Source organism: Castellaniella ginsengisoli (genome assembly GCF_040955415.1).
Classification (GTDB): Bacteria; Pseudomonadota; Gammaproteobacteria; order Burkholderiales; family Burkholderiaceae_B; genus Castellaniella; species Castellaniella ginsengisoli.
The window spans coordinates 157797-183041 of sequence record NZ_CP158257.1; the positions used below are offsets into that span (position 1 = coordinate 157797).

Sequence of the window (25245 nt, forward strand, 5' to 3'; positions counted from 1 at the left end):
TCCTTAAAGTTCCGGGTACAGCCGGTGGGCGTTGAACAAGCCGGCGGGATCAAATTCGCGTTTCAGCCGCCGGTGGATCTGCAGCACACCGTCGGCCAAGGGATGGAAGGCCGGCACGCCTTGTGGCGCGCCCTCGCGCCGGTACAGGCAGGCCGAGCCGCCCAGCGCCTGGACCCGGTCGCGCAGCGCCGCCGCATCATGGGGGCCGGCCAGCCAGCGCAGGCAGCCGCCCCATTCATGCAGCACGGGCGCCAGGCCCAGGACCGGCGCCCCGGCCGGCAGGACAATCCGCCACAGGGGCCGCTGTTCGAAAAACGCATGCGTCTGGTCGCGCAGGGCGAGCCAGAACGCCCCGGCGGTTTCGTCGGGCATGCGTTCCCCGCCGATCTCGTCCAGGCCCTGGCGCACGGCCGATTCATTGCCCGACAGGCGCACCGATAATTTCCCGCCGGTGCCCGAGGCATCGGCCACCCAGGCGGTCGCCGACACCGGCAGTGGACGCGACCGCCAGCGCAGGCACCGGTCCAGGGCGGCGGATTCATCCAGCGCCAGGACACAGGTGGCCTCGCAGCGCGGCCGGGGCACGATCTTGAGGGAAACCTCCACCAGCGCCCCGAGCACGCCCAGCGACCCGGCCAGCAGGCGCGAAACGTCGTAGCCCGCGACGTTCTTCATGACTTCGCCGCCGAAGCGCAACACATTGCCATCGGCGCTCAGCAAGCGCGTGCCGAGTACGAAATCCGCCAGCGAGCCGGCGGCCATGCGGCGCGGCCCGGCCAGGCCCGAGGCGACACAGCCTCCCAGGGTGCCGGCGGCGCCGAAACGCGGCGGCTCGAAGGCCAGCATCTGGTCCTGCGAAGCCAGCAAGGTCTCGATTTCCGTCAGCCGCGTACCGGCACGGGCCGTCAGCACCAATTCGGACGGCTCGTAGCTGACCACGCCCTGGTAGGCGGACAGATCCAGCCAGGATGCGGCATCGTCCGCCGGCAGCGGCCCGCCGTAGAAGAGCCGCGTGCCGCCGCCCCGGATGAGGAGCGGGCGCTGCGCCGCACGGGCGGTGACGACCTGCTCGCAAAGTTCAGACAGTACGAATTCCATGGAGAAAATCCTAGAACCGGGGGATGTCGGGAAAGCGGATGTCGCCCTGGTGGACGTGCATCTTGCCGTATTCGGCGCAGCGCACCAGCGTCGGGATCAGCTTGAGCGGATTGAGCAGCCCATAGGGGTCGAAGGCGCGTTTGAGCGCTGAAAAGACATCCAGTTCGTCGCGGGTGAACTGCGCGCACATCTGGTTGATTTTTTCCAGGCCCACACCGTGCTCGCCGGTGATGGTGCCACCCACCTGGACGCACAGTTCGAGGATGGCGGCGCCGAAGGCTTCGGCGCGCTCGATCTCGTCGGGCTGATTGGCGTCGAACAGGATCAGGGGGTGCAGATTGCCGTCTCCGGCATGGAACACGTTCGCGCAGCGCAGGCCGAACCGACCTTCCATCCCCGCGATGGCCGCCAGGACCTGTCCCAGGTGGCGGCGCGGGATGGTGCCGTCCATGCAGTAGTAATCGGGCGAAATGCGGCCGGCGGCAGGGAAGGCGTTCTTGCGGCCAGCCCAGAATTTCAGGCGTTCTTCTTCGGACGCGGACGTCTGCAGACGCGTGGCACCGGCCTCGCGCAGCAGCACCTCGACACGGGCGATTTCCTCGGCGACCTCGTCGGGCGTGCCGTCCGATTCGCACAGCAGGATGGCCTCGGCCTCAAGGTCGTAGCCGGCCTGCACGAAGGGCTCGACCATGTGCACCGAGCGCTTGTCCATGAGCTCCAGCCCGGCCGGAATGATGCCGCCCGCGATGATCCGCGTGACGCCCTCGCCCGCCTGCTCGACGCTGGGAAAGCTGGCCATGACCACCCGCGCCAGTTGCGGGCGCGGAATCAGCCGCACCGTGACTTCGGTGACCAGGCCGAGCATGCCCTCGGAGCCGATGAACGCCTGCAGCAGGTTCAGGCCCGGAGCGTCCGGCGCCTCGCCGCCGAGTTCGACGATATCGCCCTCGATCGTGACCACGCGCACGCGCAGGACATTGTGCACCGTCAGGCCGTATTTCAGGCAATGCACGCCGCCCGAGTTCTCCGCCACATTGCCGCCGATGGAACAGGCGATCTGGCTGGACGGATCCGGCGCATAGTACAGGCCATAGGGGGCGGCGGCCTCCGAGATCGCCAGGTTGCGCACGCCCGGGCCGACGACAGCCACGCACGTTTCTGGATCCAGGCGCAGAATCCGGTTGAGCTTGGCCAGGCCGACGACCACCCCTTGAGGGTGCGGTGTAGCGCCGCCCGACAGGCCGGTGCCCGCACCGCGCGGCACCACGGGCACATTGTGTTCGCGGCAGGCCTTGAGGACGGCAATGACCTGCGCCTCGTTCTCGGGCAGCACCACCACCGGGGGTTGTTCACGATACAAGGCCAGCCCATCGCACTCGTAGACGCGGGTCTGTTCAGGCCGGGTAAGAATGCAATGCGCCGGCAGCCCGCGCGCAATGCGCGCAAGAAAGCCGGGGAAATCGGGCACGCTGGCGTGCCGCTCGTCCGCAGGGCTTGCGATGTCCATGACGTTCCTTCAGGTCGTCTCCGGCGGCAGAATCTTGCCGGGGTTGAGCACGTTGCGCGGGTCCAGCGCGGTCTTGAGCGCGGCCATCACGTCCAGGGCATCCTGGCCATGCTCGGCCCGCATGAAAGCCTGCTTGTGCAGCCCGACTCCGTGCTCGCCGGTGCAGGTCCCCTGCATGGCGATGGCGCGCGCGACCAGGCGCTGGTTCAATTGCTCGGATTCGGCCCACTCGTCCGGGTTTTCAGGGTCGAGCAACATCAGGACGTGAAAATTGCCGTCGCCCACGTGGCCCACGATGGTGTAGGGAAAGCTCGCCTGGTCGAGTTCGCGGGCGGTTTCCCCCACGCATTCGGCCAGCCGGGAAATCGGCACGCACACATCGGTGGTGCTGGAACGGCAACCCGGACGCAACTGCAGGCCGGCGAAATAGGCATTGTGCCGCGCCGTCCACAGGCGGCTGCGGTCTTCCGGGCGGTCGGCCCACTCGAAATCCCGGCCTCCATGGTCGCGTGCGATGGCCTGCACCGATTCGGCCTGCTCACGCACCGAGGCCGGGCTGCCGTGAAATTCGAACAGCAACAACGGCGATTCGCGCAGCGTCAGGTGGCTGTAGCGGTTGGTCGCCCGCACGGCATGGGCGTCCATGAACTCGATCCGGGCGACCGGCACGCCCATCTGGATGACCTCGATGACGCTGTCGACGGCGGAACCCAGATCCGGGAAATTGCAGATCGCGGCGGACACGGCTTCCGGCTGAGGATACAGGCGCACGGTGACTTCGACGATGATGCCCAGGGTGCCTTCGCTGCCCACGAACAGGCGGGTCAGGTCGTAGCCCGCCGAGGACTTGCGCGCCCGGCTGGCGGTCTCGATCACCCGCCCGTCGGCCGTGACGACCTTCAGCGACATGACATTCTCGCGCATGGTGCCGTAGCGCACGGCATTGGTGCCGGAAGCGCGGGTGGCGGCCATGCCGCCCAGGCTGGCATCGGCTCCCGGGTCGATCGGAAAGAACAGGCCCGTGTCGCGCAGGGCCTCGTTGAGCTGTTTGCGGGTCACGCCGGCCTGAACCGTGGCGGTGAAGTCCTCGGCATGCACGGCCACGATCCGGTTCATGCCCGACAAGTCCAGGCAGACGCCGCCCTGGACCGCCAGCAGGTGGCCTTCCAGGGACGAGCCCGCGCCGTACGGAATCAGGGCGATGCCGTGGTCGTGGCAGTGGCGCGCCACCCAGGCGACTTCTTCCGCGTCCTGGGCGAAAACCACGGCGTCGGGCGGCATGGCCGGATACGGGGATTCGTCACGCCCGTGATGCTCGCGCACCGACTGCGCCCTCGAGCAACGCTCGCCAAAACGGGCGCTCAGCGCATCGAGGAAACCATCCGGCAGCGGCCGGGCCTGCTGGGCGATATGCAAGGTATCCATCTTTGATCCTGTCTTCTCGAAAACCAGTGAACCCGAAAGCCTGCCGGACAGCGCGCCTCAGGCGGCACTGCTGATCGACGCCGCCGCTTGGGCGGTTTGCCGGCGGGCGCGCACGCCGGCGGCCAGCCGCTCGAGCACGGCCACCGTCGTGTCCCAATCCACGCAGCCATCGGTGATGCTCTGGCCATACACCAGGGGTTTGCCCGGCACCAGATCCTGGCGGCCGCCCACCAGATGGCTTTCGACCATCACGCCGAACAGGCGCATGTCGCCGGCCTCGATCTGAGCGCAGACGTCTTCGATCACCAAAGGCTGGCGGGTGTAGTCCTTGCTGCTGTTGGCATGGCTGGCGTCCACCATCACGCGCGGGCGCATGCCGGCCTTTTCCAGGGCCTCGGCCGCCGCCTGGACATGTTCCGCCTGGTAGTTGGGCGCCTTGCCGCCGCGCAGGATGATGTGGCAGTCTTCGTTGCCGCGCGTGGACACGATGGCCGAATGCCCGCCTTTGGTGACCGACAGGAAATAATGCGGCTGCGACGAAGCCTTGAGCGCGTCGATGGCAATGCGCGTGTTGCCGTCGGTCCCGTTCTTGAAGCCCACCGGGCAGGACAACCCCGAGGCCAGTTCGCGGTGCACCTGGCTTTCCGTGGTGCGCGCGCCGATGGCCCCCCAGGAGACCAGGTCGGCGATGTACTGCGGCGTGATCATGTCCAGAAACTCGGTACCAGCCGGCAGGCCCAGGGCGTTGATGTCGATCAGCAGTTCGCGCGCGGTGCGCAGGCCCTGGTTGATGTCGAAGCTGCCGTCCAGGCCGGGGTCGTTGATGAGGCCCTTCCAACCCACCGTGGTGCGGGGTTTTTCGAAATACACCCGCATGACGATCACCAGGTCGCCCGCCAGGCGTTCGCGCTCCGGCGCCAGGCGGCGGGCGTATTCCATGGCGGCCTGGGTATCGTGGATGGAGCACGGGCCGACGACCACCACCAGGCGGTCGTCTCTGCCGTACAGCACCTCGTGGATGGCATGCCGGGTGTCGTGGACGGTCCGGGAAATATCCGCCGTGCAGGGAAATTCACGCATCACATGAGCGGGCGGGGCCAGCTCGCGGATTTCTCGGATGCGGGTATCGTCGGTATTGTGTGACACGGTCATGCTCCATTCATGGGCCGGATGCCGGGGCGGCAACAAAAAAGCCGCCTGGCAGCGCCGGCGGCTTTTTCGGGAATGTGTGGTCTACCTTTTTGTACAGCGATTCCCTTCCTCCACCAGCGGTTTTGGAAACGTAAAAAAGTAGAAAAAATAAGGAATCGAATGCATGGGTCAATCCTAGCATAACACCCGTCTCAGGGGCAAGAAAGTTGCTCCGACGATGTCTCCGTGATTCCATGCCCTCGAAGCTTTTTCCACGCTTCCCCAGCCTTTTCCATGCGAACTTGACGCTGCGCATGGATTGATGGGTGAATCCTAGCACGCCTCCACTCTTCTACGGCAAGAAAATTGCTCCAGTAATCCCTGAAGTATTTTCCGCTCACGCCCGATCTTTCTGTTCCGGCCAGAACATTCCACGTGAATTGATTAGCACACAAATCATTCTATAATCCATCATTCGCTCAGACATCATTTCACACAAACACATTCAGGAGACTCTCCATGAAAACCACCTTCAAACCCTGGCTGCTGGCCGCAGCCGCCGCTTTCACGCTGGGGCCGGGCGCAGCCGCTCAGGCGGCCGATCTGGCCGCCATCCAGAAGTCGGGCACGCTGCGCGTGGCCGTCGCCAACGAAATCCCCTACGGCTACATGGACCTCAACGGCGAGGCCAAGGGCGCGGGCCCGGACGTCATCAAGCATATCGCCAAGGCCCTGGGCATCAAGAACATCGCCTGGACCACCACCAACTTCGGCTCGCTCATCCCCGGCCTGCAGGCCGACCGCTACGACATCGTCGCTGCCGAAATGGCCATCCTGCCCCAGCGCTGCGAACAGATCATCTATTCAGAACCCAACAGCTCCTACGGCGAGGGCCTGCTGGTGGCCAAGGGCAATCCCAAGGACATCCACGACTTCGAGAGCTTCGCCACCTCGGGACACAAGGTCGCCATCATGGCGGGCGCCGACCAGCTCGAAATGCTGCAGGCGCTGAAAGTGCCCGCCGACCAGATCGTCACCATCTCCAACAACGCCGACGCGATCTCCACCGTCTCTACCGGCCGCGCCGACGCCTATGCCGCCACCAGCCTGACCGTCTCCGAGCTGGCCGCCAAGAGCCAGGGCAAGACCGAGGCCGCCCACGACTTCAAGGATCCGGTTGTCGATGGCAAGGTCGTGCGCAGTTGGGGCGGTTTCGCGTTCTCCAAGGATTCGGCCGACCTGCGCGACGCCGTGAACAAGGAACTGGCGAAATTCAAGAAAACCCAGGAATGGAAGGACATCCTCCACGGCTACGGCTTCTCCGAGGAAGACACGAGCGAGTCCTTCGCCCGCAGCACCGCACAGCTCTGCGCCGGCTAAGGCCCGACCGCACCGCGCATGAACTGGCTGTCCTACCTGAACCCCCTGATGGAGGGCGCCTGGGTCACGATCCGGCTCGCCCTGTATTCCACCCTTCTGGGAGGGGTGTTCGCCTTCCTGTTCGGCATCGGCCGCCTCTCCAGCCTGCGCCTCTGCCGCTGGATCTCGATCGCCCTGATCGAGATCTTCCGCGGCACCTCGCTGCTGGTGCAGTTGTTCTGGCTGTTCTTCGCCCTGCCGGTGCTCGGCCAGGCCCTGGGCATCGACCTGCGCCTGCCCCCGGTCGTGGCCGGCACCCTGGCGCTCAGTCTGAACATCGGCGCCTATGGCGCCGAGGTCGTGCGCGGCGCCATCCAGGCCGTGCCGCACAATCAGCACGAGGCCGCCAAGGCGTTGGACTTCACCCCCAGGCAGATTCTGTGGCGCATCGCCATCCCCCAGGCCGTGCCCGAGATGATGCCCAGCTTCGGCAACCTGGCCGTGCAGAACCTCAAGGACACCGCCCTGGTCTCACTGATCGGCCTGGGCGACCTGGCCTTCCAGGCCGAACGCATCCGCAACTTCACCCAGGACAGCGTCGGCGTCTACACCCTGCTGCTGTTCATGTATTTCGGCATGGCACTGGTGCTGGCCGCCCTGATGCGTCTTCTGGAAACCTATGTGGGGCGCTGGCGCGCCAGAGGAACCTGAATGCTGTTCGGCATCGAATGGAACACCGCCAACGACTGGGTCTTCGCCTGGTCGATCCTGCCCATCCTGCTGCGCGGCCTGGTCGTCACGGTCCAGGCCACGCTGCTGGGCTTCGTCGTCGGCGCCGTCCTCGGCCTGATCCTCGCCGCGCTCAAAAGCGCGCGCCTGAAGCTCATCGCCTGGCCCGCCGCCGTCTTCACCGAATTCCTGCGCGACACCCCCCTGCTCGTGCAACTCTTCTTTCTGTACTACGTCCTGCCCGAATACGGCCTGGTCCTGCCCGCCTTCCTCACCGGCGCCCTGGCCCTGGGCGTGCAGTACAGCGCCTACATGTCCGAGGTCTACCGCGCCGGCCTCGAATCCATCACCCACGGCCAGACCGAGGCCGCGCGCGCGCTGGACATCTCGCCGCTGCGCACCTTCGCCGTCATCATCCTGCCCCAGGCCATCCCGCGCATCATCCCGGCCCTGGGCAACTACCTCGTCTCCATCATGAAGGACGTCCCCGTCCTGTCCGTGGTCTCCGTCCTGGAAATGCTCAACGTCGCCCGCATCATCGGCGACCGCACCTTCAACTACATGGTGCCGCTCACCCTGGTCGGCCTCCTCTACCTCATCATGACGCTGCTGGCCGCCTTCCTGGTCCGCCACCTCGACGAAAAACTGCCCAAGCAAGGCATTCCTCTGCGCTGAGCCCGACCATGAACGATACATCCGCCCAAACCGACCCGAACAGCACCCCCATCATCACCATGGAGGGGGTGGTCAAACGCTTCGGCGAAACTACCGTCCTCGATCATCTGGACTTCCAAGTGGCCAAGGGCGAGAAAGTCACCATCATCGGCCCCTCGGGCTCGGGCAAATCGACGGTGCTGCGCATCCTCATGACACTGGAGACCATCGAAGAAGGCATGATCCACGTGGCCGGAAAACCCCTGTGGCATGAATACCGCGACGGCCAGCCCGTGCCGGCCAGCGAGGCCCACCTGCGCACCATGCGCAAGGAAATGGGCATGGTGTTCCAGCAGTTCAACCTGTTCCCGCACATGACGGTGCTGCGCAACATCACCGAATCGCCCATCCACGTCCTGGGCCTGAGCAAAGAGAAAGCCGTCCGGCGCGCCCACAAGTACCTGGATCTGGTCGGCATGACCGAACATGCGGAGAAATTCCCCAGCCAGCTCTCCGGCGGCCAGCAGCAGCGGGTGGCCATCGCCCGCGCCCTGGCCATGCACCCCAGTATCATGCTGTTCGACGAGCCGACCTCGGCCCTGGATCCGGAACTGGTCGGCGAAGTGCTCACCGTCATCCGCCGCCTGTCCGAAGAGCACGACCTGACCATGCTGCTGGTCACCCACGAAATGGAATTCGCGCGCCAGTTCTCGGATCGCGTGTGCTTCTTCGACAAAGGCGTCATCGTCGAACAGGGGCCGCCCGAAATGCTCTTCACCGAGCCCCGGGAAGCGCGCACCCAGGAGTTTCTGCGCTCTTTCATGGAAACCCATCAACCCGCCGGCTGATCGGCAGGCTGACCGCGAAACCGGCGTCGCGCGGCGCCCAGAAAAAAATACGCGTACCGCCCCAAAGGGCGGCACGCGCGTCCGGCCGCATGCCCGGCGCATGCGCGCCGGACCCAGGTCTAGGCCGCCACCTGCAGCGGCGTCAGCGGTTCGATCGAACGCCGCGCCGCGATATGTTCGGGACGAGGTTTCATGCCATGGAAAGGCGCAACCAGGCGGTTCTCCACGCTGTTGTAGACCATGAACACATTGCTGCGCGGCCAGGGAGACAGGTTGCCGCCCGAACTGTGCAGGGTATTGCAATCGAAGAACACCACCGAACCGGCCGGCGCCGTGACGGCGCGCAACCCGCCCTTCTCGGCCAGCAGGCGCAGACTGACCGGATCAGGCACGCCCACGTCCTGGCGCCGCAGCGAGGTCCGGTAGTTGTCCTCGGGCGTTTCACCCACGCAGGCCACGAATTGCCGGTGCGAGCCCGGAATCAAGGTCAACGGCCCATTGAAGGCGGTATTGTCCGTCAGCAGCACCGAGCAGCTCAGGGCGCGCATGGCCGGCATGCCATCCTCCACGTGCCAGGTCTCGAAATCCGAATGCCAATAGAATTCCTTGCCGTCGAGCGCGGGCTTCATGTTCACCCGCGACTGATGGATATAGACCTCCGAGCCCAGGATCTGGCGCGCCACGTCCAGGAGCCGAGGGTCGCGAGGCAGGTCGGCCAGATGCCGGCCCAGCTCATGCACCCGGAAGATCGACCGCAAGGCGGTGCCCCCCGGCTCGCGGATGACCTCCTCGCCCTCGCGCACGGCCGGATCGTGTTCCAGCGCCTGCGCCTCGCGGCGCAGCGCCCCGACCTCATCGGCACCGAACACGCCGGGCAGGACCAGAAAACCGTCCTGCTCATAGGCCCGCAGTTGCGTCTCGTCGAGCGCATCGGCGTAGCGGCCCCCGTCATACACCACGGGATCGCCGCGCGCGATCAGCGCCGCGTCCCGCCCCGTTCTGGAAACATAACAATCTTTCATAACCAATCCCTTCTGCTCTTCTTGCCCGCGCTCAGGCGCTGTCCGTCTCGCACAGTTCGAGCGGATAGACGCCCGAAGCGTCATGCACCTCGCGGCCGGTGAGCGGCGGATTGAAGACGCAGATCACCCGCAAGGGCTCGCGCCCGCCGCGCAGCCAGTGTTCATCATGCTGATCCAAGGCATAGACCACGCCCGGGCCGAGCGCGAACCGGCGGCCATCGGCAATCGTCTCGATCTCGCCGTCGCCCTCGATGCACCACACGGCCTCAAGGTGGTTCTGATAATGGATGTGGGTTTCCGTTCCAGGAAAGATCACGGTTTCATGGAAGGAAAACCCCATCCCGTCCTTGGACAGCAGCACACGGCGGCTGGTCCAGTTCTCGGTCACGATTTCCTGATCGGTGCCGATCACGTCCTTGACATTGCGTACGATCATCAGTTGCTCCCCGCGACTTTGAGCACCTGCGGGCGGCGGCCCAGACCCGCCAGGACTTCGCTGGTGCAGCGTTCGATGATTTCGAGCCCCCGAATCAATTGTTCACGCGGAATCGTCAGCGCGGGCAGGATCTTCAGGACTTCGTCGCGCGCCCCCGAAGTTTCCACCACCAGACCTTCCTGGAAGGCCCGCCGGGCGATCTGGTTGGCCAGATCGTCGCCGACCGGCATCGCGAGCCCCTGGATCAGGCCGCGGCCGCGCACGGTCAGGCCCGCGTGACGGCAACTGTGCGCCAGATTCTCCAGCCAGTCGCGCACCAGCGCCTCCTTGGCCTCCACTTCCCTGGACAAGGCGTCATCCGCCCAATAGGATTCGAGGGCCTGCGCGGCCGTGACGAACGCCAGGTTGTTGCCGCGGAACGTGCCGCTGTGCGCACCCGGCTCCCAGACGTCGAGTTCACGCCGGAACAGCACCAGCGACATGGGCAATCCGGCGCCGGAGAGAGATTTCGACAAGGTCACGATATCGGGCGAAATGCCGGCGGCCTCGAAGCTGAAGAAGTCCCGCGTCCGACCGCAGCCCACCTGGATGTCGTCCACGATCAGCAGCATGTCGTGGCGGCGGCACAGGCGCTCCAGCTCGCGCAGCCAGCGCTGCGAAGCCACGTTCACCCCGCCCTCGCCCTGCACCGTCTCGACGATCACGGCGGCGGGATGATCCAGCCCGCTGCTCGGGTCGTCCAGCATGCGCTCCAGCCAGGCCATGGTGTCGACGTCCGGGCCGAAATAGCCGTCGAAGGGCATGAAGCTGGTATTGCCCAACGCCACGCCGGCGGCTTTGCGGAATTTCTGATTGGCCGTCACGGCCAGAGAGCCGCCCGAGACGCCGTGAAACCCGTGGGTAAAGGAGATGACGTTCTGGCGGCCCTTGACCTGGCGCGCCAGTTTCAGGGCAGCCTCGACCGCATTGGTGCCGGTCGGACCCGTGAACTGCACTTTATAGTCCAGCCCGCGCGGCTTGAGCACTAGGCGGTCCAGTGTCTGCAAAAAGTGCTTTTTTGCGCTGGTGGCCATGTCCAGCCCGTGCACCACGCCATCCGAAGACAGATACTCGACCATGCGTTCCTGCAGGACCGGGTTGTTGTGGCCGTAGTTCAGGGTGCCCGCGCCGCTGAAGAAATCAATGTACGAGCGTCCCGTTTCATCGAACAGTTCCGATCCGCGCGCCTTGGCGAAGATCACCGGGAATGACCGGACGTAGCCCCTGACTTCGGACTCCATCCGTTCGAATATTTTCAGATCCATTGTTTCCTCCTTGTTGACGTTCGAGTGGACGACAGCAACTTGGCTCACTGCCGACAAGGAAAACGGGCCGATACGCAACAGCGGTTCCGGCTCGTGTGTCTGAGCCCCGAACAGCGCCGGTTCGAACAGCACCGATTCTTTCAAGGGGGCCCGCAAATCGTCCGCCAGCCGCGTGAACAGCCCTCGGGACGCTTGGTTCTGGGGGCCAACGGTGGTTTCCACCCAACGCACCCCCGATAATTCATGCCGCGCCAGCAGCAGGCGCAGCATCCGGCGGCCAATGCCTTGCCCGCGCACACGCGGGTGGACCGCCACCTGCCAGACGAACAGGACGCCTTCGCGGCCTGGTGGCCGGTAAGCGCTCACCATGCCGGCCACGCCGTGCGCGTCTTCGGCCACGATGCAGGTCTGGGAAAAATGCTCCGTCAGCAGCAAGTAGAGATAGACGGAGTTGAGATCGAGCGGCGGGCATTCGGACACCAGCGCATGCAGCGCCTGGCCATCCGCACGGCACGGGGTCCGGAAACGAACCTCGCCGTCTTCTAGTGGGTCGCTGTCGCGCTTCAAACCACGAGCCCGGATTCGGGCGCCACCCCGGTGACTGGCACATCCAGCATCGGGGAAGGAGTATCGGCCGCCGAAGGCAGATCGGGATCGGCCTCGATCAGATCGACGACACGTTCCAGCGACAGGGTGATGGTGGCCTGTTCGAGCTCTGGCAAAGCCTTGAGGGAATCAGCCAGCTTCTGCTGCAGCGGGGAAGGCGTATCGCGGGCCAGCTTGCGGCCCGCCTCGGTAGCGCTGACAAAAACGATCCGCCGGTCGGCGCGCCCGCGTTCGCGAACGATCAGCCCCTTGTCTTCGAGGCGGTCGAGGATGCCCACCACCGTACTGGCGCTGACGTGAACCTCGCGGCTGATGACCGTCGCGGTCATCGGCCCTTTATCGATGATCGTGCGCAGGCACACGAGCTGCGGCCCCGTGATGTGGCTGCAGACGGACAATTGGCGTGAATGCAGGGCGACGGCGCGCGTGATCTTGCGCAATGCCCGCAGGATGCGCAGATCGTAGGTCTGATCCTCGCCCGTAACGGTCTTCATGATGAATCGATGTCCTCAAAAAAATTGATTTCTATTGAAATAATAAGCCCATCAATCATTTCGGTCAATGAAAACCTCCCCCGCTTGCCCAGGCCCCAATGACAAAGCCCCCGCGGCGATGCCGGCGGGGGCTTGCTCTTGCCTGCGAAGCGCAGGCCGGCATCAATGCCCGTGCATTTCCATGGGCTCGTCGCTGTGGAAGATCGCGGGATCGGCCTTGCCCTTGACCGTCAGGAAACCGGCCACGCCCTTTTCCACCCGGGACAACGCGTGATCCACCAGCACGTACTGGCCCGGGAAGTCGGTCTTGAACTCCACCATGGTGGCGCCGCCGGGCGGCACCAGCGTGGTCTGCACGTCGGTCAGCGGCTTGCTGGTCAGCGAGGCCTGGTTGTAGACCCGGTCGAAGACTTCGCCGATGACGTGGAAGCTGGAGGTCAGGTTGGGTCCGCCCACGCCGAAGAAGATCCGCACCGTATCGCCCACGCTGGATTCCATGCTGTAGACCTTGGTGAGCGCATCCATGGAGCCATTGAACATCACGTGCTCGGGATTCTCGGCCAGCAGCTTTTCCAGCGAGAATTCCTGCAGCCCGCTGGCGCCGTGCACCTGGGCCGTATAGAGCTCGCCCTGCATGACGTAGAACTCATGATCGACCTTGGACAGGCCGCCTTCGGGCTCGACCAGGATCATGCCGTACATGCCGTTGGTGATGTGCTGGGCCACCATCGGCGTGGCGCAGTGGTAGACGAACAGGCCCGGATGCAGCGCCTTGAAGGAGAAGGATTTGGTCTGGCCCGGCGGCACCTGGGTCACGTCGGCCCCGCCGCCCGGCCCTGTCACGGCATGCAGGTCGATCGAGTGGATGTGCGTGCTGTCCTTGGGGTTGGTCACGTTGATCGTGACGTCGTCGCCAACCCGCACCCGGATGAGCGGCCCGGGCACCTTGTTGTTGAAGGTCCAGAACCGGTAGGTGCTGTTGTCGCCCAGGCGGCCCTCGACTTCCGTGGTCAACAAGTCCACCGTGATCTTCTGCGGCCCTCGTTTACCCACCGGGGTTCCAACCTGGCTCGGGTCATGCGCGATCTGGGGCGCCTGGGCCTTGACCTCTTTCGAGGGCTCGCCGACGATCAGCTTGCCGACCATCCCCGCCGCCTTGTGGCCGGGCAGCGTGCACAGATACTCGAAAGTGCCGTTCTTCGAGGCCCGGAACACGATGGCCGTGGCCGCGCCCTTGCCCGAGATATGGTCCGAGTGCGCATTGAAATCGGGCACCGCGATGTCATGGGTGGCGCCGTCATCGTTGATCAGATTGATCTGCACCACCGCCCCCTCGGGCACTCGCAGGTCCGGATTGACCTGATCGGTGATGGCCCCCCGTTCGCCAATGAACACCAGCTTGCCGCCGGCGATCGATGTGCGCAGCGTGAAAGTGACGTCCGGCATGTGCGTCACCCCCTGATCGCCATGCGGGGCGCCGTCCGCGCCCCACGCCGCGCCGGTCAGTCCAAGACTGGCCGCGCACAGCAGCACGCTGCCGAACAATCTTCCCAAAAGACCCATGATTCCCTCTGCCGATATTTGAAGACGAAATATTTTCTTCTTGGATAATGTAGGCAGAGACCTCCCATGTCAACCCGCCCCGGACCGCCCCGCCGGCGCAGACGAAGAAACCGGCCAAAAACAGACAAATCTCAAGTTTGGAGCCCAAGTACGCGCAAAAGAATAGTCCAGACCCCAAATGTTCCGGCAAAGAACTTATAATCCCTCACGAGATCAGGGGCCTTTCCCTGGAACTCATTTTTTTGGCAGGTTCTCATTTTGCTGGCTGACCCTCCTTCCTCCGGGCCGATCCGCAGGACCAACGCACCCAGGCGCATTCCTGTTGACCCTGAGTCGACGCGATGTTCCACCTGCATGCTGAACGCCATCTGCCTGCCACTGGGCATGTCGCGCCAGGATGTGGTCAAGATGGACGAACTGCTCAAAGAGCGTTTCCGCCTCCCCAAAGGGGGCACGCTGTATCGCCAGGGCGATGCGGCCGAAGCGGTCTTCGGCCTGCGGTCGGGTTCGATCAAGACCCAGATCGAAGACGCCAACGGTCAGGTCCAGATCACCGGCTTTCTGCTGCCCGGCGAGGTGCTGGGCTTGGACGGCCTGATGAACGAGCGGCAGGTTTCCCATGCCATCGCTCTCGAGGACTCCGAGGTCTGCATCATCCGTCTGGACGAAATGGACCAGCTCGCCCCCCAACTGCCCTCCCTGCAGCGCCAGTTGCGCCGCTTGATGAGCAAGGAAATCAGCCGCTCCCACCAGTTGCTGCTGGCATTGGGCAGCCTGCGCTCGGAACAGCGCCTGGCGGCCTTCCTGCTGAATCTGTCGCAGCGGCTTCAGATACTAGGCTATTCGCCCTATGAATTCATCTTGCGCATGAGCCGCGAGGAAATCGGCAATTTCCTGGGCCTGACCCTGGAAACCGTCAGCCGGCTGTTCTCGCGGTTCGCCCGGGAAGGCCTGATCCGGGTCCAGCAGCGCGAAGTGCACATCCTGGACATGTCCGGACTGCAGACCCTCTCGGGCACGGATTGCAGCTAGCGGGCTGCAAAACCGGCGCCGCAAGAGGCATCGAATAGGGCCCGGCGCCCGGGCCGCGCCCTATTCGACCGGATCGCCGAATTCGTCCAGTTCGACTCCGCGGGGGGCGATGCGCAGCGTCAGCGCGCTGGACAGGGCCGCCATGATCCAGAAGAGAAAGAAGCCCGCGGTATATACCGTCAGGCGGCTGGCCTGCAGATGCCCCAGGAACACGACGTCCAGGGGATCGATCAGCGCGAACACGATCGCGCTCGCGCCCCCCGCCATGAGGAAGGACGGCCACAGTATCCACATCAGATTGCGTGCGTGCAAAGCCTGTCTCCCGTAGGTATGGTGAAAACTCAGCGCTGCGCCCCCGAAGCGGCCGGCGGGGCCACGACCAGACCCTGGCGGACCCCGCCATCGATGATAGCCTGATCCCCGTAGGACTGGAACGCCAGCACGATCGTGATGATGCAACCGACCACCGCCACGGCGGGCCCCAGGATCAGTAACCAGGGCCAGCGATGCCGCCACCAGGGCTGGCCCTCGGACAGGCCTTCGGTATCGCGTGTCTGTGAAGTCATGGTGCGCTCTCCCTAGTGTGGCACGTAGAAGCTGGATTGTTCGATCACTGAAGCGGAATCACCCGAATCGCGCGTGCCGGTGGTTTCGAACTGGATGTCGTACAAGCCCGGCTTCAGTCCGTCGGCGGGGGCCTGCAGCACCACCGGCACCAGCCGGTTGGCCGAACCCTCGACCCGCACCTGAGTGGCCCCCTGGTCGGCGGTCCGCAGCACCAGGCCGGGCACGCCCGTGGCGCGCAAGTCCAGCTCGACCGGCGACTCGTCGGAATTGATGATCTGCAGCCGGTAGACGTTCTCGATCAGGCCGCCGGCGACTTCGCGCCCCAGCGCGCCCCGATCTCGAATCACATCCACCCGCAAGGTGGTGCGCGTGGCCAGCGAAAACACGAATGCAATGGCGATGGCGCCCAGCAGGGCCGAATAGGCCAGGACGCGGGGGCGCAGCATGCGCCGCCGCACCTGAGGCTGGCTCAGCCGTTCGGTGATGGCGTTGCCCGACGTATAGCGGATCAGGCCGCGCTCGTAACCCATTTTGTCCATCACCGTGTCGCAGGCGTCCACGCAGGCCCCGCAGCCGATGCACATGTACTGCAGGCCGTCGCGAATGTCGATGCCGGTCGGGCAGACCTGCACGCACAGGCTGCAATCCACGCAGTCGCCCATGCCGGCTTCTTTGTGATCGACCTTGCGCGAACGCCCGCCGCGCGGCTCGCCGCGCACGTGGTCGTAGGTCACGACAAAGGTATCGTCGTCCACCATGACGCTCTGGAAACGCGCGTAGGGGCACATGTACTTGCAGACGGCTTCGCGCATGAAGCCGGCGTTGCCCCAGGTGGCGAAGGCGTAGAACAGCATCCAGAACCACTGCCAGGGCCCCAGATCGAAGGCCAGCAGATGCGCGCCCAGGTCGCGGATCGGCGCGAAATAGCCAATGAAGGTATAGCCTGTCCACAAGGCCAGGATGACCCACAGGAAATGCTTGGTCGCCTTGAGGCGCAGCTTGCGGGCGTTCCAGGGCTGTTCATCCAGACGGATGCGGGCCAGGCGGTCGCCTTCGACCTTGGCTTCGATCCACATGAACAGTTCCGTGTAGACCGTCTGCGGACAGGCATAGCCGCAAAACAGGCGCCCCGCCATGGCCGTGAACAGGAACAAGGCAAAGGCCGACAGCACCAGCAGTACCGCCAGGTAGATCACGTCCTGGGGCCACAACACCATGCCGAACAGATAGAACTTGCGCGCCCCGAGGTCGAACAGCACGGCCTGGCGCCCATTCCATTCGATCCAGGGCAGGCCGTAGAAGATCAATTGCGTCAGGAACACCATCAGCACGCGGATGCGCGCGAAATTCCCCTGGACCGACCGGGGATAGATTTTCGAGCGGACCTCGGCAAGCGCTTTTTCCACCTGGGGCGAGGTGCCGCCCCCCGAACCCTTGCGTATCCGGCGCACGGGCTGCCAGGCCGGTGCGTCCTGAGACGCCTGCGCTTCGGCCTGCTGGGGGGGTTCCTTCTGCATGGTGTCCTCTGTCCGTCGGTAACTGGTCTGTGTGACAGGCCCTTATGGATTGGATGGAACGGTCGGCCGGCCCCGCTACGGGACCGGCCGGCTGCTTTCACTTCTGGCGGCGGCCTAGCGGTTGGACAGCCCCCAGACCCAGGCCGTCAGCAAGCGGATCTGCTCGGGGGTCAGATTCTGCTTCTGGGCGGGCATCTGGTTGTCGCGGCCATTCAGGATGGCCTCGACGATGGAGGCTTCGGAACTGCCGTAGAGCCAGACGTCGTCGGCCAGGTTCGGGGCGCCCAGCGCCTGGTTCCCCTTGCCGTCGATGCCGTGGCACGCCACGCAGTAGGTTTCGAACCCGCGTTTGCCGGCATTGACCCGCAGCGGATCATGGGCCAGGCCCGACAGAGAACGAACGTACTGGGCGATGGCGGAGGCCTCGTCGGGCTTGATCACCGCGCCCCAGGCCGGCATCACGCCGTGGCGGCCTTCCGTGATGGACTGCTGGATCTGCTCCGGCTCTCCGCCGTAGAGCCAGTCGTCATCGGCCAGGTTGGGAAAGCCGCGGCTGCCCTTGGCGTCCGACCCGTGGCACTGGGCACAGTTGTTCAGGAACAGGCGCTGGCCGATGTCCTGGGCCTGGGTGTCGTGCGCGATCTCGGGGATCGGCATGTCGCGGAAGCGCTCGTACACGGGCTGGATGCGCGCGTTGAGCGCCTCCTGCTCCTGCAGGACCTGCTTGCCGGCCGTAAAGCCCAGCGTCCCCTGCCAACTGCCCAGCCCCGGGTACAGGAACAGGTAGCCCAGAGCAAAGACGCACAACAGCAGGTACATCACCGTCCACCAGCGCGGCACGGGGTTGTTCAGTTCGGTCAGGTCGCCGTCCCAGACGTGGCCGGTATTCTCGACCTGCCCGACGTCGCGCTTGAGCCAGGCACGCTGCGAGAACAGCAGGTACACGCACCAGGCGATGCCGCCCAGGGCGATGACCGCGATGTAATAGCTCCAGAAACTGCTGACGAAATCACTCATTTGATTCCCCGGTATTCTTGTCTTTCTGATATTCCTCGGGCAAGGCGAAAGGCAGCATCGCCGCCTGCCGGTTGGCCTCGGCGCGATGCGTCGACCAGGCCCACCACACGATGCCGATGAAGGTCGCCATCCCCAGCACGGTCATGATCCCGTTGATGATGCCGAGCATGTCAGTGTCCTCCGTCGGTCATGGCCCGCTGCGCGGCGGCGCGCCCGCCCACACCCAGGCCCTGCAGGTAGGCCACGATCGCGTCCTCCTCGGTCTTGCCCTTGAGCTGCTCGGGCGCGGCGGCGATGTCCTCATCCGTGTAGGGCACGCCCAGCACGCGCAGCACCTTCATGCGCTCCTGGACGTCGGCGCCCTCGAGCGTGTTGCGCTGTAGCCAGGGGTAGGCCGGCATATTGGACTCCTTGACCACGTCGCGCGGATTGCGCAGGTGGATGCGGTGCCACTCATCGGAATAGCGCTGGCCGACGCGGGCCAGGTCGGGCCCCGTGCGCTTGGAGCCCCACAGGAAGGGGTGGTCGTAGACGGATTCGGCCGCGATCGAATACGGGCCGTAGCGCTGGACTTCGGATTGCAGCTTGCGGATCTGCTGGGAATGGCAGCCCACGCAGCCTTCGCGGATGTAGATATCGCGGCCCACCAGTTGCAGGGCCTCGTAGGGCCTGACGCCTTCCACCGCCGTGGTGGTGGAATGCTGGAAGAACAGCGGGATGATCTGCACCAGGCCGGAGAACGACACGACCAGGATACTGAAGAAGATCAGCAGGCCGACGTTGCGCTCCAGCATTTCATGGGAGAAGCGTTTCTTCTTGGTACCAGACATGGTCAACTCCTTAAGCCGATGCCGGCACGGCGGATTGAGGAACGGCGCGGGCGTCCGGATTTTCCAGGGGCACCACCGGATTGACCCGGGGCTGGCCGCGCACCGTCAGCCAGGTGTTCCAGGCCATCAGGCCCATGCCCGCCAGGAAGAACAGACCGCCGGTCATGCGAATGGCGTAGAACGGATAGGTGGCCTTGACTGCTTCGACGAAGCTGTAAGTCAGCATGCCGTCCTCGCCCGTGGCGCGCCACATCAGGCCCTGCATCACGCCCGCGATCCACATCGAGGCGATGTACAGCACCACGCCCAGCGTGGCCAGCCAGAAGTGCAGATTGATGTAGTCGGGGCGCGCCATGCTTTCGCGGCCGTACAAGCGGGGAATCAGGTAATACAGCGAACCGAAGGTGATCATCGCCACCCAGCCCAGGGCGCCGGCGTGCACGTGACCGATGGTCCAGTCGGTGTAGTGCGACAGCGCATTGACCGTACGGATGGACATCATCGAGCCTTCGAAGGTCGCCATGCCGTAGAAGGAAAGCGCCACCACCAGGAACTTCAGGATCGGGTCGGTGCGCAGCTTGTGCCAGGCGCCCGAAACCGTCATGATGCCGTTGATCATCCCGCCCCAGGACGGCGCCAGCAGGATCAGCGAGAACGCCATGCCCAGCGACTGGGTCCAGTCGGGCAGCGAGGTGTACAGCAGGTGGTGCGGGCCGGCCCACATGTAGGTGAAGGCCAGCGCCCAGAAGTGCACGATCGACAGGCGGTAGGAATAGATCGGGCGGTCCGCCTGCTTGGGCACGAAGTAATACATCATGCCCAGGAAGCTGGTCGTCAGGAAGAAGCCCACGGCATTGTGGCCGTACCACCACTGCACCATGGCGTCCTGCACCCCCGCGTAGGCGGAATAGGACTTCCACAACGACACCGGCAGTGCCAGGTTGTTGAAGATGTGCAGGATGGCGATCGTCAGGATATACGACCCGAAGAACCAGTTCGCCACGTAGATGTGCCGGACGCGGCGCTTGGCGATGGTGCCGAAGAACACGATGGCATAGGCCACCCAGACCAGAGTAATCAGGATGTCGATCGGCCATTCGAGTTCGGCGTATTCCTTAGACGAGGTATAGCCCAGAGGCAGCGTGATGACGGCCCCCACCAGCACGGCCTGCCAGCCCCAGAAGGTGAAGGCGGCGAGCTTGTCGGAGAACAGGCGCACCTGACAGGTGCGCTGCACGACGTAGTAGGACGTGGCGAACAAGGCGCTGCCGCCGAAGGCGAAGATCACCCCGTTGGTATGCAGCGGCCGCAACCGCCCGTAGCTGAGCCACGGGGTGTTGAAGTTCAGTTCCGGCCAGATCAGTTGCGACGCAATCAGCACGCCGACGGCCATCCCCACCACGCCCCAGAAGATCGTGGCGATGGTGAACTGCCTGACGACACCGTAATTGAAGGTTTCGGCCGGTGTTCCGGCTATACCGGTCGTGCCCATAAACGTTCCCCTCAGAACAAGGTTAAGACATGAATTTTTGAAAAGCTGAATAATCCCCTACCCGACCCGAAACATCCTTGATCCAGGTCAAGTCGCCCCGGGATGGGCCTGGTCGTCGTCGTCCAGGATGGCGGCGGCCGCATCCCGGGTGTCGTCGAACTGGCCTGCGAAGATCGCCCACCAGAACGCCACGCCGATCCCCAGGACGAACAGCAGGGAAATCGGCAAAAGCAGAAACAGCGCATCCATGAGCGGCCTCAGGCTGGCTGGGCGGCGCCCCGCCCGCTGGCGACGCCATCGCCTGCCCGGCGCGTCAGGCGCCAGGCATTGGCTGCGACGGCCAGGGAGGAGAACAGCATGGTGAGCGCGGCCACCCAGGGCTGCACCCAGCCGATGGCCGCAAGCGGGGCCATCAACAGATGCCAGGCTAGGGAGCCATACAGGTTCTGGCGCGCGATGCGCCGCGTGGCTTTGTCCAGCGACGCGGAACCGCCCGGCCCCGCCGCGCCCGCGCGCAGGCGGACCGCATGGCGGGCCGCCAAAGCCGACGGCACCGACATGGACATCGCACAGGGACAGCTCATGACCAGCAAGGCGACCGTCACGGCAACGGCTTGGCCCGGCTGCACGGCCCACCAGTACAGGCCGACCATGATGGCCAGCAGAATCTGCACGCAGACGAACCAGAAGGCCAAGCGGTCGGCGGAATGCAGCAGCACCGCATCCCAGCTTTCGTGGGGCTGGCCGTTGACGGCCTGGCGGGCGCAGGTTTCCAGGAAGCGGGCCGTCAGCAAGAAGGCCACGAACATGGACACCGAATCGAAATAGACCTCGCCCGCGTCGCGCCAGGTGGCGACGACACTGGGCACGAAGGCGGCGAGAATGCCCAGCGCCACGGGCACGTCCATGCCGATGCACCGCTGCGACAAGGCGCGCCAGGCGCCTCGCCACACCGGCCAGGCACAGTACAGGATCAACGGCACGCATAGAATCAGGCTGAGCCAATTCATCAGCACGATGGCCTGCTCCAGGGATTGCTGGGCCTCGGGCGCGCGCGCGCCGTGGCGCAGATAGCCCGGGAAGGCCAGCATCATCACCTGCATCATCACCAGCCAGGCCAGCCCGGTGCGGGCGAGCATGTGCCGCCGTGTCCGGCGCATGGCGTCGGTCATGTTCGGCGGCGGCGTAAAAAGGGAAGGCGTGCGCATGAGAGGACTATAGCCAGGGCGCGTCCCGCCAACCTTGATGCAGATCAAAACTCAGGCCGGTTCGGGGAGAACCCGATCCCTCCAGGGGGCAAATGGATACTGGGCCTATCCCTGGGCGCGATTCGGCATCCGTTTTGCCTTGCTGGCCTGGCGTTGGCGTGACCCGCTCGATGCGCACCCGGCCCAGGCGGGCCTGACCGATGCAAGCTGGGTACGCTTGATCCACCTGGATGAAACCGGCGGCGCCTTCTGCACTGGCGCAAAAAAAACGGGAAGGCAATCATTGCCTTCCCGAAAGCACACCACAGGGGAGCGCCTGGACGCCTCCCTGTGCCTCTCTCACTCTGTCGCGATCAAGCCGCCTGGGTGGCGTCCGCCTGGTCGAACTGGGCTTCCTCGGTCGAGCCCGCCAGCGCGGTCGTGGACGACTGGCCGCCCTCGATGGTCTGCGTCACCGCATCGAAATAGCCCACGCCCACTTCGCGCTGGTGCTTGACGGCGGTGAAGCCCTTGTCGGCGGCGGCGAATTCCTTCTGCTGCAACTCGACGAACGCGCTCATCTGCGTGCGGGCATAGCCATGGGCAAGCTCGAACATGCCGTAGTTCAGCGCGTGGAAGCCGGCCAGCGTGATGAACTGGAATTTGTAGCCCATGGCGCCCAATTCGCGCTGGAACTTGGCCACCGTGGCGTCGTCCAGGTTCTTCTTCCAGTTGAACGACGGCGAGCAGTTGTAGGCCAGCATCTTGCCGGGGAACTGGCGGTGGATGGCCTCGGCGAACTTGCGCGCGTATTCCAGGTTCGGCGTGGAAGTCTCGCACCAGATCAGGTCGGCATAGGGCGCGTAGGCCAGGCCGCGGGAAATCGCCTGATCCAGCCCGGCGCGGGTGCGGTAGAACCCCTCCACAGTGCGCTCGCCGGTCACGAAGGGCGCATCGTTTTCGTCGATATTGCTGGTCAGCAGATCGGCGGCCTCGGCGTCGGTGCGCGCCACCAGCAGCGTCGGCACATTCAGCACGTCGGCCGCCAGGCGGGCCGACACCAGCTTGGCCACGGCCTCGCGGGTGGGCACCAGCACCTTGCCGCCCATGTGGCCGCATTTCTTCACAGACGCCAGTTGGTCCTCGAAGTGCACGCCGGCGGCGCCCGCCTCGATCATGGACTTCATCAGCTCGAAGGCGTTGAGCACACCGCCGAAGCCGGCTTCGGCATCGGCCACGATGGGCGCGTAGTAATCGATGTAGCCTTCATCGCCCGGGTTCTTGCCTTCCATCCACTGGATCTGGTCGCAGCGCGTCAACGAATTATTGATGCGCTTGACCACGCTGGGCACGGAATTGGCCGGATACAGCGACTGATCGGGGTACATTTCTCCGGCGATGTTGGCGTCCCCCGCCACTTGCCAGCCCGACAGGTAGATGGCCTTCAGGCCGGCCTTGACTTGCTGCATGGCCTGGTTGCCGGTCAGCGCGCCCAGCGCGTTGACGAAATCCTCGGTGTGCAGCAGATCCCACAGCCGTTCGGCGCCGCGACGCGCCAGCGTATGCTCCACCATCACGGAACCACGCAGCCGCACCACCTCGTCGGCGCTGTAGCCCCGCTTGATGCCTTGCCAGCGGGCGTCCTCGGCCCAACTGCGTTGAAGATTGCGCACTTCGGTTTCGCGAGAGGTCATGATGGTGCTCCTGAGAAAGAAGAAAATGAATCATCGATGAAAGACAGTCTACGCCGATGATGCACCGCACACATGACTTCTATCTTATATAAGATAGAAAATATTCATTTTTAAAATCAAAGATTTATATTTTCTATTCCATGTTATGAAATTAAATTTCCAGTTATGAAACCCGGAAACACGCAGCGCAACATTTTATTTTCATATCATGAAATGAAAACACCATGATGTGGAAAACCCCCGGCCGGCAGCCACGTCGGCGGTAGAATGAAGGCCCCCTACGCCGGACAGCCCGCCTTCTTGCCCTTTCTGCCACGCCATGCACCCCGATTCCCTTTCCGCCAGCCCCCTGGGACGCGCCACGCCGGGTTCGGCGCAGTACGATCCGACCCTGCTGTTTCCGATTGCCCGAACCGAGACACGCGCCGGTCTGGATCTCCCCCAGGCCTCCCACGGCGCCGATATCTGGAACGCCTATGAGCTGTCCTGGCTGAACGCCAAGGGCAAGCCGGTCGCTGCGATCGGGCGCTTCACCGTCCCCATGGACAGTCCCAACCTGATCGAATCCAAGTCGCTCAAGCTCTATCTGAACAGCTACAACGAAGAACGCTTTGAATACGCGGACATCGTCCGTCAGCGTCTGCACACGGACCTGTCCCGCGCCTGCGGCAAGCCCGTGCACGTAGAGATCCTGTCTGTGCGGCCGGCCTTTGAACTCAGTTGCGCGCCATTGCGCGGCACCTGCCTGGACGACCAGGATCTGGAATTCGAGCCGGATCAGACGCCCTGCCCCGACCGCCTGACCCTGTCGCAGCCCGCCCCTTTCGTGCGGGAAATCCTGGTGTCGGAATTGCTGAAATCGAATTGTCCCGTCACCGGGCAACCCGACTGGGCCAGCCTGCAGATTCGTTACGCCGGCCCGCGCATCGACCACGCGGGGCTGCTGCGCTATATCGTGTCGCTGCGCCGCCACCAGGAATTCCACGAACTGTGCGTGGAAAAGATCTACGGGGAAATCATGCAGCGCTGCGCGCCGGAAGAATTGCTGGTCTACGCGCGCTATACCCGGCGCGGAGGGCTGGACATCAACCCCTGGCGGGCCAACCACCTGCCGGCCGAGATCGGCCAGACGCGCACGCTGCGGCAGTGAAGCCGCAGCCGGCTCACGCTCTGGCGCGAATTTCGGGCCAGGCTTTTTTCAGGTAGTAGCACATCGACCAGACCGTCAGGATGGCTGCGATCACGATCAGCACGGAGCCGACGACGCGCGTGGAGACACCTTCCAGCGGCTGCCAGTACAACAGGCAGGGGATGGCGATCATCTGCGCGGCGGTCTTGAATTTGCCCAGCCAATGGACGGCCACGCTGCTGCTGGCGCCGATTTTTGCCATCCATTCGCGCAAGGCGGAAATGGCGATCTCGCGGCCGATGATGACCAGAGCGATCAGGGAGTCGACGCGGCCCAGATCCAGCAGGATCAGCAGCGCTGCGCAGACCATCAGCTTGTCGGCCACCGGATCCAGGAATGCGCCGAAGGCCGAGGTCTGGTTCCAGCGCCGCGCCAGCCAGCCATCGAGCCAGTCGGTGACGGCGGCCACGATGAAGGCGATGGCTGCCGCGCAATCCCGCCAGCCGGATGCGGTCCATGCATCGGGCAGGTAGTACAAGCCCACGATCAGGGGGATCATGGCGATGCGCAGCCAGGTGAGGGCGATGGGGATATTGAACGGCAT

General features: G+C 64.5%; 26 protein-coding genes and 1 pseudogene. 6 read left to right on the forward strand and 21 right to left on the reverse strand.

Features of this window, described 5'->3' with window-relative positions:
• Positions 1-3: 3 nt before the first annotated feature.
• Genes glcE through aroG form a run of 4 tightly spaced genes read right to left on the reverse strand, consistent with a single transcriptional unit; the run spans position 4 to position 5176 of the window.
• Entirely contained in the window at positions 4-1098 is a 1095-nt protein-coding gene (gene glcE, locus ABRZ00_RS00770; RefSeq protein ID WP_343835634.1) for a glycolate oxidase subunit GlcE, read from the reverse strand.
• Positions 1099-1108: 10 nt separating this feature from the next.
• Positions 1109-2605 carry an FAD-linked oxidase C-terminal domain-containing protein gene (locus ABRZ00_RS00775; RefSeq protein ID WP_368641468.1) on the reverse strand — a complete coding sequence of 499 codons (1497 nt, stop codon included), beginning with the start codon at positions 2603-2605 and terminating at the stop codon, positions 1109-1111.
• Between the two features lie 9 nt (positions 2606-2614).
• The gene (locus ABRZ00_RS00780; RefSeq protein ID WP_343835636.1) at positions 2615-4030 is read right to left on the reverse strand and encodes an FAD-linked oxidase C-terminal domain-containing protein; all 1416 of its coding nucleotides are present in this window, start codon (positions 4028-4030) and stop codon (positions 2615-2617) included.
• Between the two features lie 57 nt (positions 4031-4087).
• Positions 4088-5176: a 3-deoxy-7-phosphoheptulonate synthase AroG gene (gene aroG, locus ABRZ00_RS00785; protein WP_343835927.1), complete on the reverse strand. Its 1089-nt coding sequence runs from the start codon at positions 5174-5176 to the stop codon at positions 4088-4090.
• Between the two features lie 504 nt (positions 5177-5680).
• On the opposite strand from aroG, the gene ehuB reads away from it, so the two are divergent.
• From ehuB to ehuA, 4 genes are read left to right on the forward strand one after another with little or no spacing between them, the layout of a single operon-like run.
• Positions 5681-6541 (forward strand): ectoine/hydroxyectoine ABC transporter substrate-binding protein EhuB, encoded by an 861-nt coding sequence (gene ehuB / locus ABRZ00_RS00790; RefSeq protein ID WP_368641467.1) that lies wholly within the window; start codon positions 5681-5683, stop codon positions 6539-6541.
• A gap of 18 nt (positions 6542-6559) precedes the next feature.
• The gene (gene ehuC / locus ABRZ00_RS00795; protein WP_343835638.1) at positions 6560-7231 is read left to right on the forward strand and encodes an ectoine/hydroxyectoine ABC transporter permease subunit EhuC; all 672 of its coding nucleotides are present in this window, start codon (positions 6560-6562) and stop codon (positions 7229-7231) included.
• Positions 7232-7924, forward strand: a complete 693-nt coding sequence (ehuD, locus tag ABRZ00_RS00800; protein WP_368641466.1) for an ectoine/hydroxyectoine ABC transporter permease subunit EhuD — start codon at positions 7232-7234, stop codon at positions 7922-7924.
• An 8-nt stretch (positions 7925-7932) separates the two neighbouring features.
• Positions 7933-8751: an ectoine/hydroxyectoine ABC transporter ATP-binding protein EhuA gene (gene ehuA, locus ABRZ00_RS00805; RefSeq protein WP_343835640.1), complete on the forward strand. Its 819-nt coding sequence runs from the start codon at positions 7933-7935 to the stop codon at positions 8749-8751.
• Between the two features lie 119 nt (positions 8752-8870).
• Here the strand turns inward: ehuA and thpD are convergent, their stop codons facing one another.
• The 6 genes and pseudogenes from thpD to nirK form a co-directional block, all read right to left on the reverse strand.
• Positions 8871-9773, reverse strand: coding sequence for an ectoine hydroxylase (gene thpD, locus ABRZ00_RS00810; protein WP_368641465.1), 903 nt, complete (start codon positions 9771-9773; stop codon positions 8871-8873).
• 31 nt (positions 9774-9804) lie between these two features.
• Positions 9805-10209 carry an ectoine synthase gene (locus ABRZ00_RS00815; protein WP_343835642.1) on the reverse strand — a complete coding sequence of 135 codons (405 nt, stop codon included), beginning with the start codon at positions 10207-10209 and terminating at the stop codon, positions 9805-9807.
• Positions 10209-11513, reverse strand: a complete 1305-nt coding sequence (gene ectB, locus ABRZ00_RS00820; RefSeq protein ID WP_368642823.1) for a diaminobutyrate--2-oxoglutarate transaminase — start codon at positions 11511-11513, stop codon at positions 10209-10211. The genes ABRZ00_RS00815 and ectB overlap by 1 nt, the downstream gene beginning before the upstream one ends.
• A 69-nt stretch (positions 11514-11582) precedes the next feature.
• A pseudogene (ectA, locus tag ABRZ00_RS00825) lies at positions 11583-12080 on the reverse strand (diaminobutyrate acetyltransferase); the annotation flags it as partial.
• Positions 12077-12613, reverse strand: coding sequence for a MarR family transcriptional regulator (locus ABRZ00_RS00830; RefSeq protein ID WP_343835644.1), 537 nt, complete (start codon positions 12611-12613; stop codon positions 12077-12079). The pseudogene ectA and the gene ABRZ00_RS00830, both read right to left, overlap by 4 nt.
• A gap of 162 nt (positions 12614-12775) precedes the next feature.
• Positions 12776-14176, reverse strand: coding sequence for a copper-containing nitrite reductase (gene nirK / locus ABRZ00_RS00835; protein WP_368641464.1), 1401 nt, complete (start codon positions 14174-14176; stop codon positions 12776-12778).
• Positions 14177-14530: 354 nt separating this feature from the next.
• Here nirK and ABRZ00_RS00840 point away from each other — a divergent pair, with 354 nt between their 5' ends.
• A complete protein-coding gene (locus tag ABRZ00_RS00840) occupies positions 14531-15208 on the forward strand; it encodes a helix-turn-helix domain-containing protein (protein ID WP_343835646.1) in 678 nt (225 codons plus the stop codon).
• Between the two features lie 60 nt (positions 15209-15268).
• On the opposite strand, the gene ABRZ00_RS00845 is transcribed toward ABRZ00_RS00840, so the two are convergent.
• From ABRZ00_RS00845 to aceA, 10 genes are all read right to left on the reverse strand, one after another.
• A complete protein-coding gene (locus ABRZ00_RS00845) occupies positions 15269-15520 on the reverse strand; it encodes a hypothetical protein (RefSeq protein ID WP_343835647.1) in 252 nt (83 codons plus the stop codon).
• A 29-nt stretch (positions 15521-15549) separates the two neighbouring features.
• Positions 15550-15774 carry a hypothetical protein gene (locus tag ABRZ00_RS00850; protein ID WP_343835649.1) on the reverse strand — a complete coding sequence of 75 codons (225 nt, stop codon included), beginning with the start codon at positions 15772-15774 and terminating at the stop codon, positions 15550-15552.
• 12 nt (positions 15775-15786) lie between these two features.
• Entirely contained in the window at positions 15787-17292 is a 1506-nt protein-coding gene (ccoG, locus tag ABRZ00_RS00855) for a cytochrome c oxidase accessory protein CcoG (RefSeq protein WP_343835650.1), read from the reverse strand.
• 114 nt (positions 17293-17406) lie between these two features.
• The gene (ccoP, locus tag ABRZ00_RS00860; protein ID WP_368641463.1) at positions 17407-18309 is read right to left on the reverse strand and encodes a cytochrome-c oxidase, cbb3-type subunit III; all 903 of its coding nucleotides are present in this window, start codon (positions 18307-18309) and stop codon (positions 17407-17409) included.
• Positions 18302-18478 (reverse strand): CcoQ/FixQ family Cbb3-type cytochrome c oxidase assembly chaperone, encoded by a 177-nt coding sequence (locus tag ABRZ00_RS00865; RefSeq protein WP_343835652.1) that lies wholly within the window; start codon positions 18476-18478, stop codon positions 18302-18304. The genes ccoP and ABRZ00_RS00865 overlap by 8 nt, the downstream gene beginning before the upstream one ends.
• Before the next feature lies 1 nt (position 18479).
• A complete protein-coding gene (ccoO, locus tag ABRZ00_RS00870; protein WP_368641462.1) occupies positions 18480-19139 on the reverse strand; it encodes a cytochrome-c oxidase, cbb3-type subunit II in 660 nt (219 codons plus the stop codon).
• 10 nt (positions 19140-19149) lie between these two features.
• Positions 19150-20631 carry a cytochrome-c oxidase, cbb3-type subunit I gene (gene ccoN, locus ABRZ00_RS00875; protein ID WP_368641461.1) on the reverse strand — a complete coding sequence of 494 codons (1482 nt, stop codon included), beginning with the start codon at positions 20629-20631 and terminating at the stop codon, positions 19150-19152.
• Positions 20632-20718: 87 nt separating this feature from the next.
• Complete coding sequence (gene ccoS, locus ABRZ00_RS00880) at positions 20719-20880, reverse strand: cbb3-type cytochrome oxidase assembly protein CcoS (RefSeq protein ID WP_368641460.1); 162 nt, start codon at positions 20878-20880, stop codon at positions 20719-20721.
• Positions 20881-20888: 8 nt separating this feature from the next.
• Positions 20889-21839 carry a hypothetical protein gene (locus ABRZ00_RS00885; RefSeq protein WP_343835658.1) on the reverse strand — a complete coding sequence of 317 codons (951 nt, stop codon included), beginning with the start codon at positions 21837-21839 and terminating at the stop codon, positions 20889-20891.
• 353 nt (positions 21840-22192) lie between these two features.
• The gene (gene aceA, locus ABRZ00_RS00890; RefSeq protein ID WP_343835661.1) at positions 22193-23512 is read right to left on the reverse strand and encodes an isocitrate lyase; all 1320 of its coding nucleotides are present in this window, start codon (positions 23510-23512) and stop codon (positions 22193-22195) included.
• Positions 23513-23831: 319 nt separating this feature from the next.
• On the opposite strand from aceA, the gene queF reads away from it, so the two are divergent.
• Complete coding sequence (gene queF, locus ABRZ00_RS00895; protein ID WP_343835662.1) at positions 23832-24662, forward strand: NADPH-dependent 7-cyano-7-deazaguanine reductase QueF; 831 nt, start codon at positions 23832-23834, stop codon at positions 24660-24662.
• 13 nt (positions 24663-24675) lie between these two features.
• Here queF and pgsA read toward each other — a convergent pair whose 3' ends face one another.
• The gene (gene pgsA, locus ABRZ00_RS00900) at positions 24676-25245 is read right to left on the reverse strand and encodes a CDP-diacylglycerol--glycerol-3-phosphate 3-phosphatidyltransferase (protein WP_368641459.1); all 570 of its coding nucleotides are present in this window, start codon (positions 25243-25245) and stop codon (positions 24676-24678) included.